At 69.4% G+C, this 19003-nt stretch carries 15 protein-coding genes; 8 read left to right on the top strand and 7 right to left on the bottom strand.

All coding sequences use genetic code 11. The features are described from left to right. Positions 1-488: 488 nt before the first annotated feature. Complete coding sequence (locus AOK03_RS40825) at positions 489-692, top strand: hypothetical protein (protein ID WP_079074715.1); 204 nt, start codon at positions 489-491, stop codon at positions 690-692. A gap of 736 nt (positions 693-1428) precedes the next feature. On the opposite strand, the gene AOK03_RS14665 is transcribed toward AOK03_RS40825, so the two are convergent. Beyond that, entirely contained in the window at positions 1429-2256 is an 828-nt protein-coding gene (locus AOK03_RS14665) for a helix-turn-helix domain-containing protein (RefSeq protein WP_055565686.1), read from the bottom strand. Positions 2257-2368: 112 nt separating this feature from the next. On the opposite strand from AOK03_RS14665, the gene AOK03_RS14660 reads away from it, so the two are divergent. Beyond that, positions 2369-3145, top strand: coding sequence for an alpha/beta fold hydrolase (locus AOK03_RS14660; RefSeq protein ID WP_055565685.1), 777 nt, complete (start codon positions 2369-2371; stop codon positions 3143-3145). A 404-nt stretch (positions 3146-3549) separates the two neighbouring features. Here the strand turns inward: AOK03_RS14660 and AOK03_RS14655 are convergent, their stop codons facing one another. Next, on the bottom strand, positions 3550-4596 hold the full coding sequence (locus tag AOK03_RS14655; RefSeq protein ID WP_055565684.1) for a methyltransferase: 1047 nt from the start codon (positions 4594-4596) through the stop codon (positions 3550-3552). A 614-nt stretch (positions 4597-5210) separates the two neighbouring features. On the opposite strand from AOK03_RS14655, the gene AOK03_RS14650 reads away from it, so the two are divergent. The 4 genes from AOK03_RS14650 to AOK03_RS14635 all read left to right on the top strand — a co-directional run bounded on the left by AOK03_RS14650 (position 5211) and on the right by AOK03_RS14635 (position 10505). Next, positions 5211-6722: an FG-GAP and VCBS repeat-containing protein gene (locus AOK03_RS14650; protein ID WP_055565683.1), complete on the top strand. Its 1512-nt coding sequence runs from the start codon at positions 5211-5213 to the stop codon at positions 6720-6722. A gap of 520 nt (positions 6723-7242) precedes the next feature. Beyond that, entirely contained in the window at positions 7243-7671 is a 429-nt protein-coding gene (locus AOK03_RS14645) for a hypothetical protein (RefSeq protein ID WP_157868945.1), read from the top strand. A gap of 110 nt (positions 7672-7781) precedes the next feature. Further along, the gene (locus AOK03_RS14640) at positions 7782-8336 is read left to right on the top strand and encodes a DoxX family protein (protein WP_055565681.1); all 555 of its coding nucleotides are present in this window, start codon (positions 7782-7784) and stop codon (positions 8334-8336) included. Positions 8337-8633: 297 nt separating this feature from the next. Continuing rightward, complete coding sequence (locus AOK03_RS14635) at positions 8634-10505, top strand: FHA domain-containing protein (RefSeq protein ID WP_055565680.1); 1872 nt, start codon at positions 8634-8636, stop codon at positions 10503-10505. A gap of 125 nt (positions 10506-10630) precedes the next feature. Here AOK03_RS14635 and AOK03_RS14630 read toward each other — a convergent pair whose 3' ends face one another. Next, positions 10631-12262, bottom strand: a complete 1632-nt coding sequence (locus AOK03_RS14630) for a M4 family metallopeptidase (protein WP_055565679.1) — start codon at positions 12260-12262, stop codon at positions 10631-10633. A gap of 492 nt (positions 12263-12754) precedes the next feature. On the opposite strand from AOK03_RS14630, the gene thpR reads away from it, so the two are divergent. Then, on the top strand, positions 12755-13432 hold the full coding sequence (gene thpR / locus AOK03_RS14625) for an RNA 2',3'-cyclic phosphodiesterase (RefSeq protein WP_063792502.1): 678 nt from the start codon (positions 12755-12757) through the stop codon (positions 13430-13432). A 55-nt stretch (positions 13433-13487) separates the two neighbouring features. Here thpR and AOK03_RS14620 read toward each other — a convergent pair whose 3' ends face one another. Next, a complete protein-coding gene (locus tag AOK03_RS14620; protein WP_055565678.1) occupies positions 13488-14084 on the bottom strand; it encodes a TetR/AcrR family transcriptional regulator in 597 nt (198 codons plus the stop codon). Positions 14085-14180: 96 nt separating this feature from the next. Here AOK03_RS14620 and AOK03_RS14615 point away from each other — a divergent pair, with 96 nt between their 5' ends. Continuing rightward, positions 14181-15452, top strand: a complete 1272-nt coding sequence (locus AOK03_RS14615) for an NADH:flavin oxidoreductase/NADH oxidase family protein (protein WP_055565677.1) — start codon at positions 14181-14183, stop codon at positions 15450-15452. A 543-nt stretch (positions 15453-15995) separates the two neighbouring features. Here AOK03_RS14615 and AOK03_RS14610 read toward each other — a convergent pair. The 3 genes from AOK03_RS14610 to AOK03_RS14600 form a co-directional block, all read right to left on the bottom strand. After that, entirely contained in the window at positions 15996-16730 is a 735-nt protein-coding gene (locus tag AOK03_RS14610; RefSeq protein ID WP_055565676.1) for a S1 family peptidase, read from the bottom strand. A gap of 73 nt (positions 16731-16803) precedes the next feature. Continuing rightward, positions 16804-17712 carry a DUF4436 family protein gene (locus AOK03_RS14605; RefSeq protein ID WP_055565713.1) on the bottom strand — a complete coding sequence of 303 codons (909 nt, stop codon included), beginning with the start codon at positions 17710-17712 and terminating at the stop codon, positions 16804-16806. 26 nt (positions 17713-17738) lie between these two features. Beyond that, positions 17739-18890, bottom strand: a complete 1152-nt coding sequence (locus tag AOK03_RS14600; protein ID WP_055565675.1) for an agmatine deiminase family protein — start codon at positions 18888-18890, stop codon at positions 17739-17741. Positions 18891-19003: the final 113 nt, after the last annotated feature.

The raw sequence follows: 19003 nt of genomic DNA, 5'->3' as shown, positions 1-19003 counted from the left end.
GGCGGCAACGGCTTCGGCCCCGCCTTCGACCCGTTCTGGTTCCAGGAGCCACTGACATCGGTCACGGGGCGAGGAGGACCCGCTTGCGGAGCAGAGTGAAGCCGACGCGTCCGTACATCTGGCGCTTGAGCATCTTGATCCGGTTGACGTGTCCTTCGACGACGCCGGAGCCCCAGGGCAGCGTCAGGCGATGCCGGCCGCGAGAGTGTGGAGGCTGGGAAGGCCCTCCTGGCGGACGGCGTAGAGCCACTGCGGGAGGCGTTCGCCCAAGCGCTCGGCGAGCATCTGGGCGAAGAACCGGACGTGACCGGTCAGGACCTCGAGTTCAGGGCAGTTAGGGACCTGCCGAGTCGGGATGGCGTAGGGCGAGGACTGGTTCGTTGATCGAGGAGCCGCAACAGCAGGGGGGCGATGCCCGCCCGGGTGGCGGAGTACAACTCCGTCATGCCCAAGATCCGGACCATGCATGGACCAACTGGGGCGCTACGTTGCGGCGCCCTCAGTGGTGCGAAGCATGCCACCCCGGTGACCTGCCGACCGCGTCGGCGAACTACGACCGCGTGCTGCGGCCCTTCGTCAACGTGATCCAGGGCGAACTCCGCGTCCCCGACCTCGCCGCGCGCCTTGCGAAGGAAGACCGCGGCGGCGACTGGCAACTCATCGAGGCCCCGGCACGGACCAGCACCGTCTGAAGAGGATCGTGCAGTTCGCACAGAGGGCCACCATGACCACCCCCGATCAGCGGTGCGATCCGCGGCAGGACCAATCCCCCCCGCCTGCCAGCTGATCAGCGGCCGTCCCTCGGCGTTCCTCATGCCCGCCGTCGCCATCCTCCCCCGTCTGCGGGTAGGCGGGTCCGGGACGAAGCGCCGCCGCGGGCACCCTTGACCGGGCGGCCCGTCCCCCACGCACCACGATCAGGCGGCCGCGGCCGGAGTGTCGCTCGACAGAACGGCTTGCGACGCCCCGAACTGTGCAGGTCGTGTGGAGGCGTCGGCCGATCGCCGTCTTCACGCCGTTCGGATTCCGGCGCTCGCCCTCCCAGCCGGGCGCGTCCGGCTCCTTGGCGGTTTCCGCCTACAACCAGGCGAACGCACCCCGTGATCTGAGCCGGAGATTCGTCGGCAGCAGGCAGTCACTGTGTCGAGGATTTCGTCGGCGGTCTTCGTCCGGACGAACGTTCCCGGGTAGCTCGTTCCAGTCGGCCGGCCGGGACCGGATGTCGTGTTCGAGGGCCTGGACCCGGCGGTTGACGCCGAGCTTGAAGTTCTTCTGTGTGAGCTCGGCGAACCACCGTTCCACCCGGTTCAGCCAAGGCGAGTCGGGCGGCGTGAAGTGTAGGTGGATAGAGAGGCGAGCACGGGCGGCCGGTGTTCACGGCTTGTGACGCACATGCGCATAGATGTGCGTGTTCGTGTGGGTGCCTCCTCACTCGGTGACCACCGTCGCCTGCCATGCGCCCGGGCGTTTGCCTGTTGCCTTGTGGAAGAACACCGAGAAGGCGGATGCGTCGGGGAAGCCGAGCAGGTCGGCGCAGCGGGCGGCGGTGAGGCGGTCGTGTGCGAGGAGCCGTTTGGCCTCCAGGGTGATCCGTTCGACGATGTACGCCTTCGCGGTGCGGCCCGTGGCCTGCTGCACCGCTCGTGAGAGGGTGCGGGGCGCGTATCCCAGCGCACGGGCGTAGTAGCCGGCGTCGTGGTGCTGCCGGAAGTGCGCTTCGACGCTGGAGCGGAACAACCGGAACACCTGAGGGGCGAGCCGCGCTTCGGCATGCGGCGGTTGCAGCCGGGTGATGAGCGCGGAGAGCAGGATTTCGGGAAGCTCGGTCCGGGAGTCACCGGGCGGGGCGGATGCTTCGAGGAGGAGATGGCTGCGCGCCGTGTCGACGAAGGGCCAGTCGGCGTCGGGGATGATCCAGTGCCCGGCCGGGTCAGAGGAGGCGGCCAGTTCTCGGGTGGCGTGGGTGACCGGCGCGGTCGGCACGAACAGCACGAGGTGCCCTGCCACGTCGGCGATGTCATCCCACCGGTGCACCGCGCCGGGTGGAATCCACACCGCGGACCGGTCTTCGAGCGGGTGGCGGTGGAAATCGACGGCGACTGCGCCGGGTCCGGCGTCGATGACGGCAAGGACGTGGAAGTCGGCGCGCTGCGTGCCGCCGTCGTTCAGCTCGCGAAGGCGGCCGAACGTCATCGTCTCGACCGAGGCGGCGGGACGCCCCGCGGGCTGGTAGGTCATCTGCCGGATCACGCTCATGTGTCCAGTTTTCATCATCGGGCGACCAGTCACGCCAATGCCCCGTCCGGGTGCAGAAGTTTCAATGAATGCACGGGGAAAACAACCCAGAGCATCGACCGGAAGAGCCATCATGGACACGACGCAGCAGACGCTACTGCCCACTTACGACCATCGGACGGGGACCGGACCGACTCTGGTGTTCCTGCACTATTGGGGCGGTTCCGCCCGCACCTGGGACCTCGTCGTCGACCGCCTTGCGGGCCGTGACGTGCTCACGATGGACTTCCGCGGGTGGAGCCGGTCGAGCGCTCTGCCCGGTCCCTACACACTCGGTCAGCTCGCCGACGACACGCTCGCCGTGCTCGCGGACGCGGGCGTCACCGACTACGTCCTGGTGGGGCATTCGATGGGCGGAAAGGTCGCACAGCTGGTCGCGGCCACCCGGCCCGCCGGGCTGCGCGGCATCGTTCTCGTCGGCTCCGGCCCGGCGAAGCCTGCCGCACAGGTCACTCCCGAGTACCAGGAGGCCCTGGCGCACGCCTACGACTCCGCCGAGTCCGTGGCCGGGGCACGGGATCACGTCCTCACCGCGACCGAGCTGCCCGAGCCGGTCAAGGCGCAGATCGTGGCCGACTCGCGGACCATCACCGATGCCGCCCGGACCGAGTGGCCGCTGCACGGCATCGCGCAGGACATCACCGAACACACGCGCATGGTCGGCGTGCCCGCTCTCGTCGTCGCCGGAGAACACGACCAGGTGGAGCCCGTCGGCGTGCTCCGCGACAACCTCGTGCCCTATCTCTCCCACTCCGACTTCGTGGTCGTCCCCCGCACCGGTCACCTGATTCCGCTGGAAGCCCCGGCCGAACTCGTCGACGTCATCACCGCATTCGCGCCGACGGTCTGACCGTCCCCGCGGCCCGACGACGGGCTGCGCCCCTGATCATCCCCTCCACGGGGCCGGGACAGGTCCTCGAACCCGGCCGGCTCGGCCTGGCTGCGGTCGGTTTCCTCCCGCAGCTCATCCAACGACGGCGAGCACCCACCTCACCCTGTTCCAACAGCCCAACCACCGACGGCAGCCACGAAAGGCGAAGTCGCAGGGATCCAGGGTCCGGGTCATGTTCTCGGCCCAGTGGTGGGGGGGCAGCCAGATCCAGTCGGCCTGCGACCACCAGTGCCAACGGCGCGGCTCGCCCAGCGGCACGGACGACACGTTGAACGGTGATGCGGACAGACCGTGGGTCGGGTACCGCCGGTGGTCACGAGAGACGTCCCGGACCCGGTCGGCCCGGGGTGGGACGAGCCCGGCTACGCCGCCTTCGCCTCGATGAGGCCGAATCCGTAGGCCTCGTCGATCGGGCGTACCGACACGATCGTGAGTCCCGCCCGGCCGCACAGTTCCTCGAAGTCCTTGCGCGTGCGTTCCCGGCCACCCGCGCCCACGAGCATGTGGAGATCGCTCAGGTAGGTGAGGCCTGCGGTCCGCGGGTCGACGACCTCGGGCAGCACGGGATCCACGATCAGCACCCGCCCGTCGGGAGGCAGCACTTCGCGGCAGTTGCTCAGGATGGTCGCCGCCAGGTCGTCGGACCAGTCGTGCAGCACGCTCTTGATCAGATAGACGTCGGACCCCTTGGGCACCGACTTGAAGAAGTCCCCGGCCACCAGGGTGCACCGACTCGTGAGGTCGTGCTCCCGCAGCTTCTCGGGGGCCTGGGCGAGTCCCTCCTCCGAGTCGTAGACGACTCCGCTCAGGGCGGGATGCGCGCGGAGCACCGCGGTCAGCAGTGTGCCGTCGCCACCGCCGACGTCGGTGACCTTCGTGAACCGACCGAAGTCGAAGGCGTGCGGCAGCGCGGCGGCGGTCGCCGCGGTGCCCTGGCTCATCGCGGCGTTGAACTGCGCGGACAGCTCCGGGCGTTCCTTGATGTAGGAGAAGAAGTCCTTGCCGAAGACCGTCTCGAACGTACTGGCACCGGTCCGTATGCCCTGCTCCAGGAGTTCCCAGGGGCGCAGGATCTCGGGGTCGGTGAGCATGCCCACCAGGGCCGCCATGGAGTCGGGGCGGCCCGTGTCGAGCAGGATGCCCGCGGGCGTGGCCGCGAAGGAACCCGGGGCCCGCTCGGTGAGGAGGCCGAGGCCGGCCAGGGCCCGCAGCAGCCGGTTCATGGCCTGCGGCTGGGCCCCGGCCGCCCCGGCCACCTCGGCGGACGTACGTTCCTCGTCGCCGATCAGGTCGAAGACCTTCAGCCGCGTCGCGGCGCGCAGGGTCTGGACCACCATGTTCCCGAAGGCCAGCTGGGCCACGTGCCCTCGGGCCGCCTGCTCGGCTTTCCTGGTTTCCTCGTTCGCCACAGGTGCTCCCCTTCCGCTCCCCGGTCGGCGCGCGCCCCGTTCTCACCGGCCGGCCGCGCGAGTGGAGTCAGGCTAACCGTCCGACTCACTGGCCACAGTGGGATATTCGGGCACAAACGGCTGCCGGACATGGGCCCGTCAGCCCGGCCGAGGCCGGTTGTGGCGAGCTCCTGCGCGGCGTCCAGCCAAGTGCGTCATGCCCCCGCCGCGGCGCGCCACGGCCGGGCCCTCCCGAGCCGGGTGTGGTCCTGGGCAGGCAGGGCAGTTCTCGTGGGCGGTCATACACACGGGAACGACCGCACCATCGGTGGCTTCGCTCGGGGAGAGCGAGATCTTAGAAATGACGTCGGCCCGGCGGGGGCCTTGGCCGAGAGTCGACTGACCAACCGCTCCAGCTCCACAGGTGCATCCGGGCGCAAGGTGCGCAGAAGGGCCGGCGGTTCCTCGTGGTGCTGGTTGACCAGGTGCTAGTGAAGGGCGGGGGGCCGATCACGACGCCGGTGGTCGTGATGTCGTGCCAGGCCCTTCGCCGTCTCGTACAACCTCCGGGCCGGGTCGCTGGTCTCCTCGGCGAGTCACAGAAGCAACAGCAGAATCCACCGTGGGAGAAGATCGTGCGTCAGCGCACCCTGTACACCGCCATCGCCGTGGTTTCCACATGCCTGGTGGGCGGCCTCGCGCCCGGCGCAGTCGCCGCACCGGCGCAGGCCGTCAAGGCAACCAAGGCCGCGCCGGCCGTCCCCGACTTCAACGGCGATGGCTATCGGGACCTCGTCGTCAACGAGCACGGCAGCTCCGGGGAGAAGGCGGAGGGCGGCGCCGTGGCGGTGCTGTACGGCTCCAAGAAGGGTGTGAACGCGGCCAAGCGCCAGGTCATCACGCAGAACACCCCGGGCGTCCCCGGCATCACCGAGGGCTATGACCGCTTCGGCTCCCAGTCCGTCGCGGGCGACTACGACGGCGACGGTTTCACCGACCTCGCGATCTCGGCGAGCGGTGAGGACATCACCTTCGGCACCACCTACCGCCGCAACGCCGGTCAGACCTTCATCGTCTGGGGCGGGAAGAACGGGCTGACGAAGCACGGGGCCGTGACCGTGAAGCAGACCCCGCCCACGGAACCCGATGTCCGCCGGGGCTCCTCACTGGCGGCCGGTGACTTCAACGGCGACGGCAAGACCGACCTGGCGACCGGCGACTACAGCACCGGGCGGGGCGGCGAGGTGCTGTACGGGCCGATCAGCCGCACCACCGGCAAGGCCAAGTCCGTGATCAACCTCGGCCTCAAGGACGGTCAGACGTACGTTCACACCGCCCTCGACTCTGGCGATGTGACAGGCGACGGCATCACCGATCTCGTCATCCAGGTCTTCGCAGGGCGCACGGGCCCCGTCGACCGGATCGAACTCCATCGGGGCACGAACAATGGCCTGCTCCGCACCGGCAACCTGACCGGTGCCGACGGCAAGCTCCTGGTGAACCGGTCCGCCACCGACGGCCATGTCGCCGTCGGCGACCTCGACAAGGACGGTCACGCGGACATCGTCGTCGGCAAGGAGTGGACCTACGACGAGCCGATCTACTCCGGTCAGGTCAGCGTCGTCTATGGCGGCAAGACCGGTCAGTCGACCCGTCCCGTCCAGGTGATCACCCAGGAGACCGACGGCGTCCCGGACTCCAGCGAGAAGGACGACTACTTCGGCGTCTCGGTCTCCGTCGGGGACATCAGCGGCGACGGCTACGCGGACCTCGCCGTCGGCTCCTCCGTCGAGAGCCTCGGCGAGCTGGAGCACACCGGCCAGGTGACCACCCTCCTCGGCGGCAAGGGCGGTGTCTCCGGCAAGGGCGCGACGTCGTACTTCAAGGGCACCGACGGCATGCCGGGCAAGCCCTCCTCATACGACTTCTTCGGCTCCGCCGTGAAGCTGACCGACCTGAACGGCGACAACCGCGCCGACCTCGTCGTGGGCTCCGGCGGCGACGACGAGTCCCACAACGGCCGCATCGACATCCTGCCCGCCGCGAAAGGCGCGATCACCGCCATCGGCGCGACGGAGTACACCGCCTCGGCGATCGGCCTCACCGATGGCGCTCGCCAGGGCTTCGGCCAATCCTTCGGCGAGTGACCTGGGGCCACCACGCGTGACCGGCCGTTCGCTCTCCTGCCGCGGGATGCGACTCGTCGCCGACGGCGCCGGCTCGCCGTACCGGTCGATGTGATCGAAAACCGGTTGGTGATCGGCGTCGGCTCGGTTGCGCCCGTCCAGGACCTACCTGTGCCAGGTGGCACCACGGCAAAGCCCCCTCCACGTGTACCACCAGCAGATGAAAAACCTTCTCGTGTCGTACTCACCGAAGAAGCCCGGCTTCTTCTAGAGGCACAAAAAGGCGCCTGAGCTCGGCTTCTGCCGGTCAGGCGCCTTCCTGTCGGCCCGCTCGGAGCAGGTCCCGGCGAACTGCGGCGGGATGGGCACAGGGAAGGGCCCGCCGAGCATCAGGACCGGCAGGCCCAGAAGGAGCACGTCCGCACGTCCGGCGCACTCATCGTGGAGTCGGCCGGTGTCCGGTGCCGACGCGGTCGTTTGGTGCTCACTCGCGGGAGCACCGAGATTTACTTGAAAGTTCAAGACGGGTAGGGTGCCCGGCATGAACCAGAGCGGCCCGCGCCGTCCGCGCAGCGGCCGGAGCACGACGACGCGACTGATGCGGCCACAGGATGACCGCACGGTCCGCACGGCGCTGCTCGCACTGATCTTCCTCTTCCTCGTCCCGCTGTTCGGCATCCAGGTGACGACGGATTCGGCGTCCGACGGACCGGCGACCGTCCGCACCGCGACCGCCTCCTACGCCATGCCCTCGGCGGACTTCCCCGACGACGACCGGGGCTGTCACGACGGGCAGCCGACGGATCCGCACGGTGCGATGGTGCCGCGCCCCGAACAGCCGGGCTCGCCCGTCCCCAAGTCGACGTCCACACCCCCGGCTCCGCCGTGCGCCCCTCTGGCCCCTTCCGGCACGTCGCAATCGGACACGACGTCGGTCGACCTGTACAGAATCCAGATCATCAGAACGTAGACGGGTCTCTCCACCCGCAAGCCGACAGGGCCGGACAAGGCCGGTCGGTGCGACTTCGCCATGCCTTCGGCGGCAGCCGAACGTACGGCCTTCACTCACAGGAGAGACGCATGTCCATTTTCACCAGCACGCGCACCACATCCCTGAACGACGCCGCCTCCCTCACCACGACCTCCCGGTCCGGCAGTAGCGCCGGGCTCCTGCTGCTGCGCTGGGCGGTCGGCCTGACCATGGCCGCGCACGGAGCCCAGAAGCTCTTCGGCTGGTTCGGCGGGGGCGGCCTCGACGGCACCGCGGACTTCTTCGCGAGCAACGGCTACTCGGCCGCACAGACCATGGCGGTGGTCGCCGGGCTCACCGAGACCCTGTGCGGCCTGGGCCTCGTGACCGGTCTGCTCACCCCGCTCGCCGGGGCGGGCATCGTGGGCATCATGCTCAACGTGATCGCCGTGAAGTGGGGTGGCGGTTTCTTCAGCCCCACCGGCATCGAGTTCGAGCTGCTGCTCCTCGTCGCCGCCGCGAGCCTGGCACTGACCGGACCCGGCAAGCTCGCGGCCGATCGGTTCCTTCCCGTACTGCGCGCACACCGCCTCGTGCACGGCGTCGCCGCCGTGGCGCTCGGCGCCGTAGCGGCGGGCATCACCCTGGTGGTTCTCCGGAGCTGACGCCTCTGGTGGTTCCTCTGCCCTGAGGCCACCGGCGGGGGTCCTACTGGTGGAGGCCGGTGGGGCCCCCTGGAGGTCGTCAGATGGTGAGGCCCCAGCGGCCGACGTCGGCCCGCTCCTGCTCTCGGATCCGACCCCGAACCACGCAACTTGCCCTCCACCTGAACGCTTGCGCGATTCGTCTCGTACCTCCGTGTGTACTGAACCAACAGGGGAAGGCCGCGAGCGTCTCTCAAGGCCCATGGCGGGCAGCGTGGACGTCGCGGCCCGGGGAGTGCACGGGATCGGAGTGGGGAGATGCCTCCAGAGATTGTCGGCCGCCGGGGAGCATTGGCCGGGCAGAGGTTCGCGATCGGGAGCAAGCCGCTCACCTTCGGCCGGAGGAGCGGGAACAGCGTGGTGATCTCCGACGCGAGCATCTCGCGGCTGCACGCGGAGGTTCGCCGGGAGGGGCACGGGTTCGTCCTCTACGACAGGGGAAGCGCCAACGGGACGGTGGTGAACGGGGAGCGCGCGACCTCGCACGTGCTGCGACCCGGTGATCTGTTCACCATCGGCGAGGAGACCTTCGGCTTCGAAGCGGCCGACCCCATGGAGACCATCCTTGACCTGTCCGTCCTGGAGGCACTCGCACCGCCGTCGACACAGGAACCGGGCCCGGTCCTCGAGGTCACCGTCTCGGGTGGTGGGCCGGTCGGCCTCGCCTTCGCTCTGCAGCTCGAATCGCTGCTCGGGCAGCGGGTGTGCGTCACGGTGTACGAGGGGCGCTGGACCCGCGACGGGGGCCGGGTGGTGTGGAAGGACGAGAAGCAGGGCAACGTCCGCCGCCAACAGGTCGTCACGGTCCAGAGCCGCCAGTACCTGGCGCTGCCCGGGGAAGTGCGGGAACGGCTCTTCCAGGAAGGTTCGTTCAGCGAGATGTGGCCGGCGGGACCGGACTCGGTGGACGGCCACGCGCCGCGCAACATCCGCATCGCCCGGGTCGAGGACGTCCTCCTGGACCTGGCGGGCCAGAAGCCGGACCGGATCCGCCTGGTCCCCGAGCGGTTCGACCCCGGCGAGCACCGGGCGGTGGCGTCGGCCGGACACGTCCTGGCCATCTGCGAGGGGGGCCGGTCGCGGACCCGGGAGCACTTCACGGCGAAGTTCGGCCGGGCCGATTCCTCCATTTACTCCCTCGACGGCGAGCACTTGCAGGACGTCGTCCTCGGACTGAAGGTCACCTCCGAACTCACCGACCCCATGTCCGTGCTCCTCACCGTGGCACAGAACCGGTTCCTGCTGAACTCGCTCCGCGGCGAGGGCTTCCTCAACATGCGCCTCACCGACAGCGAGGCGCGGGAGGTGGTGGGGATCGACCCCGTCCGACAGGTCTTCGAGGAGTGCATCGCCTCCCGCCCCTGCGTGATGAACCGCGGCCCGGACGGCGATTTCCTGTGCGACACCCACAGCACCCTGTTCCTGCCCGCGCTGATCAAGGGCTCGGCCTTGTGGAAGCGGGTGCGGGAGGGTCTCACGCTGTTCGGCGTGGCCGAGGAGGACCTGACCGCGGTCACCGCGTTCCGCCTGGACATGGTGCAGCGCCCCAGGTTCACCGCCCGCCTGCACCCCGCGACCGCCACCACACCGGGAACGTACGGCTTCCTGCTCGGCGACGCCGCCAACGCCATCCACTTCTGGCCGGGCCGCGGCCTCAACAGCGGCCTGGCATCGGCGATCTCGCTCGCCCGTACGCTCGCAGGCACCTGGCGCGGACGCCCCTTCCGGGACGCGGACTTCGTCCGCCACGAGGCAGCCATGTCGATGCTCCAGTACCGGCACAAGAGCCGCGCCTGGAACGCCATGGTCGCCACGGAAGGGGACGGGGAGACCGTCGCCATCAAGGACGTCATCGAGCAGAGCATCACCGAGGCCGCGGAGCAGCCGCTCGACCGGGAAGCCGACCTCGAAGCACTGTTGGATCAACTGCGGGCCATCCGCGAGCGGTTGGCACCACGCATCGCGGGGATGCCGGACGACGACCGGCTGCGCACACATCTGGAGACGTTGCGCAGCGAGACCCTGTACACACTGCTCCGGAGCAGGCCGTGGGACACCCAGACCGTCGGCGGCGAGGAGGTCGACATCGACATCTTCTACGCGCAGCAGGAGGCCGCGGTGGCGGCCTGAGACGAAGAACATCTCTGTTCGTACAGCCCCGAGAAGCTGGGGTTCTGCCGCCGCTGATGCGGTGAACGCGGCGGGGGCGGCGTCCGTTTCGGACGCCGCCCCTTCAAGTGACCGACCGGATGGGGCTACTTGACGTTGACGCCGGTCCAGGCGGCGGCCACGCGCTTGTACTCGGTGGAATTCGCGCCGTACAGGTCCTTCGCAGCGCTCAACGTGCCCTTACGGGCGGCCTTGTAGTTGGTGGTCGACGTGAAGTACGTCGTCAGGGCCTTGTACCAGATCTTCTCGGCCTTGCCGCGTCCGATGCCCAGCACCTTGGAACCGTCGGCGGTCGGCGAGTTGTAGTCGACGCCGTTGATCCGCTTCTTCCCGCTGCCCTCGGACAGCAGGTAGAAGAAGTGGTTGGCGATGCCCGAGGAGTAGTGGACGTCGACGTTGCCGGCGTTGGAGCTCCACTTGTCCAGGGAGGCGCCGTCCTTGCTCGGCTTGTCCATGTAACGCAGCGGGGTGCCGTCGCCGTTGATGTCGATCTTCTCGCCGACGAGGTAGTCGCCGACGTCCTTGGGGTTCTTGGCCTTGAACTCCACGGCGGCGGCGAAGATGTCCGAGGTGGCCTCGTTGAGACCGCCGGACTCGCCGTTGTACTCCATGTTGCCGGTGGCCGAGGTGACGCCGTGCGTCATCTCGTGGGCGGCCACGTCGATCGAGGTGAGGGGCTTCTTGTTGCCCTCGCCGTCGCCGTACGTCATGCAGAAGCAGCTGTCGTCCCAGAAGGCGTTGACGTAGTTGTTGCTGAAGTGGACCCGCGAGGTCGCACCCTTGCCGTCACCGTTGATGCCGCTGCGGCCGTGCACCGACTTGTAGTAGTCCCAGGTGAGCTGGGCGCCGTAGGCGGCGTCGACGGCGGCGGTCTGCGCGCTCGTGGGCTTGCCGTTGCCCCAGACGTCGTTGGCGTCCTTGAAGAGCTTGCCCGCGCCGCTCTCCGCGTGCTTCAGGTCGAAGGTGCGGTGACCGCCCCGGGCCTTGTCCGTCAGCTCGTAGCCGCTCGTGCCCTTCTTGGAGCCGACCGTGACCTTGCCGCTGTACTGGCTGTTGCCGGTGCCGTTCTCGATGGCCTGGTACTGGTACAGCTTCTTCCCGGTCGCGGCGTCCGTGATGACGTGGAGCCTGCTGGGCGTACCGTCCTTCTGCACGCCGGTGACAACCGTCTCGTACGCGAGGACGGGCTTGCCGGAGGCGGCCCAGATCACCTTGCGCGGAGCCTGCGCGTCCGCCTGCGCGGTCTTCGCCTTCGCGGCGGTCGACTCGGCGGACTTCGCGACGGAGGACTTGCCGAGCTTCGCGTCGGTGGAGGCGACCTTGACCGTGGCCTCGGTCGCCTTGGTGACGCCCTTCAGTTCGCCGCTCTTGGCGGTGTGCACGACGAGGTCGCCGCCGAGGACGGGCAGGCCGTCGTAGGTGCGCTCGTAGCGGGTGTGCGTGGTGCCGTCGGCGTCCTTGACGACGTCACGGACGACGAGCTTCTCCTTGGCACCGAGGCCGATCCGCTCGGCGGTCGCCGATCTCTCGGCGCTCGCGTCCTGGAGGAGGTCCGCGCGGGCCGACGCCGAGAGGGCGACGGGAGAGCCGGACGGCGCGTTGTCCTTGCCCGGCTGGGCGGAGGCGCCGGTGGTCAGTCCGGCGGTGAGCAGCGCTCCGGCTGCGACGGCGGTGGCGATCACGAGCGTCGAACGCTTGCGGGATATAGCAGAAGTCACGCGAGCTCCATCTGTGGGGGCCCGGGAGGCATGGAGGGCCGCCCGGAGCAGAAAAAGACGCGATGCGGGCGTGCAGCGTGTTGCTGTACGTGCAGCGTGTTGCGGGGGAGCGTGTCACTTCAACCAGGTACATGTCAGCAATTGGCTGGATGTTGGCCGGAAATGGTCCGTTGAGCGATGGTCGACATACACAATGCGAACAAATCACGACCGCGATCGGAATCGGCAACGTGGCGGCCGCGTCGAAGAGTTGATTGCCGCAGCGGCGATGCGCCTCGGTGAGGCGGAGCCTCTTGGCAGCTCGGACCGGGCGTTGTGCGCCGCACCAGGACGGCGGGCCGCTTGCCACGGGGCTCGGCGCCGGTCTGCGTCTGCGTCTGCGGGATACCCGGTCCGGAGTACCGACGGTCGCACGAGCAGGACCCGGCACAGCGCGGCGCGGCACGGCGGTCAGGCCGCAGCCCCACGAACGCATCAGGTAAGAAGACGTCCGTGACCGAACTGCCCCAGACTTCCACCCAGCATGCGTTCATCGCCCTCGCGCCGCCCGACGATGCGAAGAACGAGCTGGCGCACGCCCTGAGTCCGGCCTACGCCGCCTATCCCGACCTGCGCTGGAACCGCATCGAGGACTGGCACATCACCCTGACCTTCCTGGGCGAGCTGCCGGTGCACACCGTCCACCGGCTTCGTTCGCCCCTCGCCGACCTTGCGGCTGCCCGCCACCCTCTCGAACTGGCGCTCGTCGGCGGCGGGCACTTCGACGAGCGAGTGCTGTGGAGTGGCATCGAGGGTGATCTCGAAGGACTGCACGAGCTGGCCGAAGCAGTGCGTGCGCGGGTCAGGGACTGCGGCATCGCCTTCGCCGAGCGTCCACTGCGCCCCCACCTCACGCTGGCCCGCGCTCGGCGCTACGACAACGCGTCCGTGACGGCTGCGGCCGCCCGCCTCGACGGATTCACCGGAAGCCCTTGGCGGACCGAACGCCTCCACCTTGTCGGCAGCACAGTACGAGGCCACTCAGGCCCGCGGCGCTATCAGGACATCGACGCATGGAGCCTTGTCACTGGCCAAAGACGCTCCGAACCGGAACCGCCACAGACTGCCGTGCACGACCACCAGGACAGTTCGGATACCGCGATGATGCCGACGCGGCCCCACACCCCCTGAAGCAGTCGGACGGTGACCCCGCCGGTCGAGAAGCCGGACAGCGCTCGGGTCGACCTCATTCAGCCGTCCGGGACATTGCCCGAGAGGCATCGAACAGGGCGTGTACGGACGCGTGGACCTGGGTGGCGACCGCCTCGGGAGTGGAGTTGTCCAGCTTGCCGTCGAGGTGGAGGAACGCCAGTCCGTGGACGAGGGCCCACACCGTGGTCGACAAGGCGTCCGCGTTCACGTCGGGGAAGGTGGCGCGAACGATGCCGCGGACGTAATCCGAGATGGCCTCGGTGGCGGCGACCCGTTCTTCGCTGGTCGGATCGCAGGGTTCGGCGAACATCACGCGGAACAGGGCCGGGTGTTCGAGCGCGAACCTGACGTAGGCGACGGCAACCGCGGCGAGTTCGTCGGGTGTTGAGGGTGCGGGGTGGGCCTCGGCCAGATGGCCGGCCAGCTCGCGGTACCCCTCGGCGGCCACCCCGGAGACGAGAGCGTCACGGTCGGCGAAGTGGCGGTAGGGAGCCGTCGCCGACACCCCCGCGCGCCGGGCGACCGCACGCAGGGACAGGGCAGCGCTGCCGTCTTCCTCCAGGAGCTCGCGCGCGGCACGCAGGCAGGCGGCGCGCAGATCGCCGTGGTGGTACGTGCTGGCCTGCGGCACAGGTCACACTCCCTCAATGTTTGCAGTGCTTACATTCTCGTCTAATGTGAACGCTGCATACATCGTAAGTCGTAGAGACGAAGGAGAGGGATCGGGATGTCCAGCGAACTGTTCTCGCCGCTGCCCCTGCGGTCCGGGCAGGTGTTGACCAACCGGATCGCGAAGGCGGCGATGGAGGAGAACATGGCGGGCGACGGCCAGCTGCCCGATCAGAGGTTGCTGACGCTCTACCGGCGCTGGGCCGACGGCGGCAGCGGACTGCTGATCACCGGAAACGTCATGGTGCACGCCGAGGCGCTGACGGGCCCCGGGGGCGTCGTGCTCGACGAGAACGCGCCGTTGCAGCCGTTCGTCGAGTGGGCCGAGGCCGCCAAAACCGGCAGGTCCGGCAGCAGCGCGATATGGATGCAGATCAATCACCCGGGTCGGCAGGTCTCCTCCGACATGCCCGGCGTCGTGTGGGGCCCCTCCGACACCGGCGTCGACCTGGGCCGGCACAGCCGCCGCTTCGGCCGTCCGACCGCCATGACCCCGGCCCAGATCGAGGCCACCGTCACCCGGTTCGCCGTCACGGCCCGGCGTGCCGAGGAGGCGGGCTTCGACGGCGTGGAGGTCCACGCCGCCCACGGCTATCTGCTGTCGCAGTTCCTGTCTCCCCTGGTCAACAAACGCACCGATCAGTGGGGCGGTTCGCTGGAGAACCGCGCCCGGATGCTGCTCGACGTGGTCCGCGCCGTCCGTGCCGCCGTCTCGCCGTCCTTCGCGGTCGCGGTGAAGCTCAACTCCGCCGACTTCCAGCGCGGCGGATTCGATGCCGATGACGCCCGCCAGGTCATCGCGATGCTCGAGCCTCTCGGCGTCGACCTGGTCGAACTGTCCGGCGGGAGCTACGAGAGCCCGGCGATGACCGGTCGCCCCGCCGACGCACGCACCCAGGCGCGCGAGGCCTACTTCCTGGACCTGGCGAAGGACCTGGTCAGGACCAGCCCCCTGCCGCTGATGCTCACCGGTGGCATCACGCGCCGCGCCACTGCGGAGCAGGTCCTCGACAGCGGCGTGGCCCTCGTCGGCATGGGCACCGCCCTCGCCGTCACTCCGGATCTGCCCGACCGCTGGCGGAACCACCGTGAGGCCGACCGCCACATGGCGCCCGTGGCCTGGTCCGACAAGGCCCTCGCTTCGGCTGCGGGAATGGCTCGGGTCCGCCACCAGATGGGCCGTCTCGCGCGCGGTAGCGACGCGAGGCCCCGGATCCATCCGGCGTACACCCTGCTCTCCGAGCAGTGGAAGCAGCGCGGAGCGCTGCGCCGCTACCGTGCCTGGCTGTCGGCCTCGCGGGGCATCGAGGCAGTGAACCACCCCGCGTAGGCTGCCGCACCGCAGGGAGGCAGACGGCCTGGTCGGCGGAAGGAAGGGTAAGCGTCGCGGCGACGACCGGCAGCGACCCGGCGGCTCGATCGAGCCAAGCCGATGCGGCCCTGACCGAATCCTGGGACGGGACCTTCCGCTCCGGGACCTGATCGAGCGTCGACAGGGCGGCGGCCCCGTACCGGTCCTGTTCTCCCTCGCCTCCTGGGACCCCACGACGATTCGATCCGAGCCTGGCTGGCCGAGCAGTTGCGGCGCAGTTACCCCGACCTGCGCATCCCGGCGCCCGCCGGAACCGCCCCGCACGGCGCGCGACCGGCCGACCGGGCACAGGCTCTGCTGGCCAGCGGACGCATCGTCCCGCTGCTCGACGGATTCGACGCACTGCCTCCCGCCCTGCACGCCGCGGCCTTGGACACCCCGCCCCTAGAAAAACCGAGAACGGCGCCCGACCGGTGTTTCACCGGCCGGGCGCCGTTCTGTCGTCCTGTCCCCCGTCGGACCGGCCGCCTCACGGTCGGCCGGTCCGGTTTCCTCGCTGGGCTATCGCCTCGTGACGGAACGGATCCAGTTGAGCTGCTGCGAGATCTTTCCGGCCTGGGCGACCTGCTCGCGGTCGGAGCCGTTGAAGACACCGACGAGCGTTTCGGCGCCGTGCGGGGCGACGCTCATCACCGGGCCGCCGGAGTCGCCGCCGGCGGGAATCCCGGACACCTTCTTCATGCAGAAGTCCGGGCCGTTCGGCGTGACGTACCCCTTGCACCGGGGCGTGTCCGCCTTCACGACCTTCAGTTTCGACTGCTTGAGCACCTGGGACTGGCAGGCGTTCTCGTCCCGGGTGCAGGTGGCGCCCCACCCGTACTGCCGTACGTTCTGACCGATGCGCACCGGGGCCGTGGCCAGGCGCGCGGGCTTGACGTTCATGCGCGCCACCTTGATGAGCATCATGTCGGCGTGCGCGCTGCCCACCCGCTTGCCGGGCACCGGACGGACCTTGGTGCCCTTGCGCACATCGAGGTTGCCGACCCGGAACGAGATCCGCTTGTCGGCGACCGGCTGCGCCTGCTCGTAGAAGCAGTGCGACGCGGTGAGGATCCATCGGGTCGTGACCGCGGTCCCGGTGCACGTCGGCTTGCCGTCGACGAGCATGCGCACCGCCCACGGACCATAGGTGCTCTTCGATCCCCCGATGACCGCGGAGGCGGGCGCACTCGACATCACCGAGCCCGCCACCAATAGCAGGGCGGCCAACAGCAGCACCTGGACTCGACGCACCATGCGGAACAGCTCCTCTCATCGGAGGCACGGTGCCTCCACGTGATGAGATACCTGGCCGGGCCAGAAGGTTCCGTCACAAGCCCGCGCGAGTTGTGGAGGGTTCTGCGGCGTCCGGCGAGTCCTCCGGGTCCCGCGGGTGGGATTCCGCTCGCATCCCCATCACCACCACCGTGATCACGCAGAACGCGACCACCGTCTCCGCCCAGAGGAACGCGACGTAGTCGAGGAGGGAGCCGATAGGTGGGGTGCCCGGGGCCGTGTTGCGGAAGGCCGCGAGGGCGAAGAGCGTGGCGGCCATCCAGCCGAGGGCAGGCCAGGTCAGCCCCTTTCGGCGGGTGAGCAGGAACCACGCACCGATCAGGACCGCGATGGCCAGCGCCCACATCGCGGCCATCATGAACACCACGAAGATCAGCACGCTGGTGGAGCGCGCAAGGCCGACCTCGAACACCGCGGCGCCGGATGCCTCGGACGCGTCGACGTCCGCCGCGAACAGCGCGTCGTTGTTGGTGAGCGTCATCCGGACGGGCACCGTCTCGTCGTCCCGCACCGCGGCGCCGAACTCCAGCGTCGTCTCGTACGCGTCGAACGGATAGTCCGTGATCGAGCCCGCCGACAGTGTGACCGGCACGTCCACGGTCGAGATCCTGCGGTGCGCGGGGAAGGTGAGGTCTCCCCGTACGGAGGCGGACGTCTGGAGCGTCAGGGCTTCCGCGGGAGAGACACCGCCCGGCTCCGCGAGGCTTCCGCGCGGGGTCACGAGGATACGGAGCACCAGTTCGCGGCCCGCCGCGTCGACCCGTTGGACCGATGCCGTGATGTCCACCCGGTCGGGAGCCGAACCGCCCGCCCGGTACCGGGTGTCCAGCGCCTGGCGTTCGCCGAACTGGAGCCGGACCCCGACGGCGGCCGCCACGGCCACGGCGCAGAGCACCAGGCCCGCGGCGAGCAGTCTGCCGCGGGACCGGGAAAGGCGTCGCATCGTGACCACGGCCGCTCCGGGGCGCGTCAGTCGACCGGCTTGCCGGGCTCGTCGTGCGTGGAGCAGTGGATGCCGCCGCCACCGGAGGCGATGGTGTCGATCTCCACCTGCACGACGTCCCGCTTGGGGAAGTGCTCCTGGAGGATGCTCTTGGCCCGCTTGTCGGCCTTCCGGTCGCCGAAGCGGGGCATGAAGACGGAGTCGTTGGCCACGTAGAAGTTCGCGTACGTCGACACGAAGTCGTCGCCCTCGCCGGTGATCTCGTACAGGTCCGGCTGCGGCAGGTCCACGATCTCGAAGGGACGGCCCTTCGCGTCGGTCGCCTTGCTGAGCACCGCCTTGGCCTGGTCCGCCGCGCGCGACCACGAGTCGGCCGGGGTGTCGGGGTGCGCCCTGTCCAGGAGCACCACGCCCGGCTCGGTGAAGCGCACCAGGCTGTCCACGTGCGCGTCGGTGATGTCCTTGCCGCGCACACCGGCCAGCCAGATCACCTTCTTGATGCCCAGAGTCTGCTTGAGCTCGGCCTCGATCTGGTCCCGGCTCTTTCCGCGGTTGCGGTTGTCGTTGACGATCGAGCTCTCGGTGATCAGGAGCGTTCCCTCGCCGTCGGTCTCGAACGAGCCGCCCTCGGCGACCAGCGGAGCCTTCTCGCGGGGGATGTCGTACTTGGTGAGCAGCGTCCGGCCCACCCGGCCGTCGTTCGTGTGCTCCTGCTTGTTGCCCCATCCGTTGAAGTTGAAGTCGATGCCGGTGACCTTGCCGTCGTCCTCCACGAACACGGGCACGGTGTCGCGGGCCCACAGGTCGTCGACGGGCAGCGGGATGACCTCGACGTCGCGCCCGCACGCCTTCTGGGCCGCCTTCACCTGGTCGGGCCTCGCCATCATCACGACGTACTCGTACTCCGCGATGGCGCGGGCGACGCGGGCGATGTCCTCGCGTACGTAGCGCAGGTCGTCCTCCCACACCGACTCCAGGGCGGGCCACGACATGAACGTGCGCGCGTGGCTCTCCCACTCGGCGCCCATGCGGCGTCCCTTCGCGTCCGTGTCCTGGTCGGCGGCGGCGCTCGCGACATCTGTGTCGCCGGGGCCGCAGGCCGAAGCGCCGAGCACGACGGCGCCGACTCCGGCGATCGTGCGCAGGGCCGAGCGGCGGGAGGGGAGGAACGTCGACAAGGGAGACAAGGGAGACGAGGAAGACACGGTGAACTCCGATCATCGTGATGGGGACAAGCTAGTCACCGGTGCGGCGGGCCGCGCGCCGAGCAGTTGCGCGGGCGGTGGGGCAG

The sequence above is a fragment of the Streptomyces atriruber genome, assembly GCF_001418325.1.
Taxonomy (GTDB): Bacteria; Actinomycetota; Actinomycetes; order Streptomycetales; family Streptomycetaceae; genus Streptomyces; species Streptomyces atriruber.
Note: the sequence above shows the minus strand (reverse complement) of the source record. Positions and strands in the feature narration are given on the sequence as shown.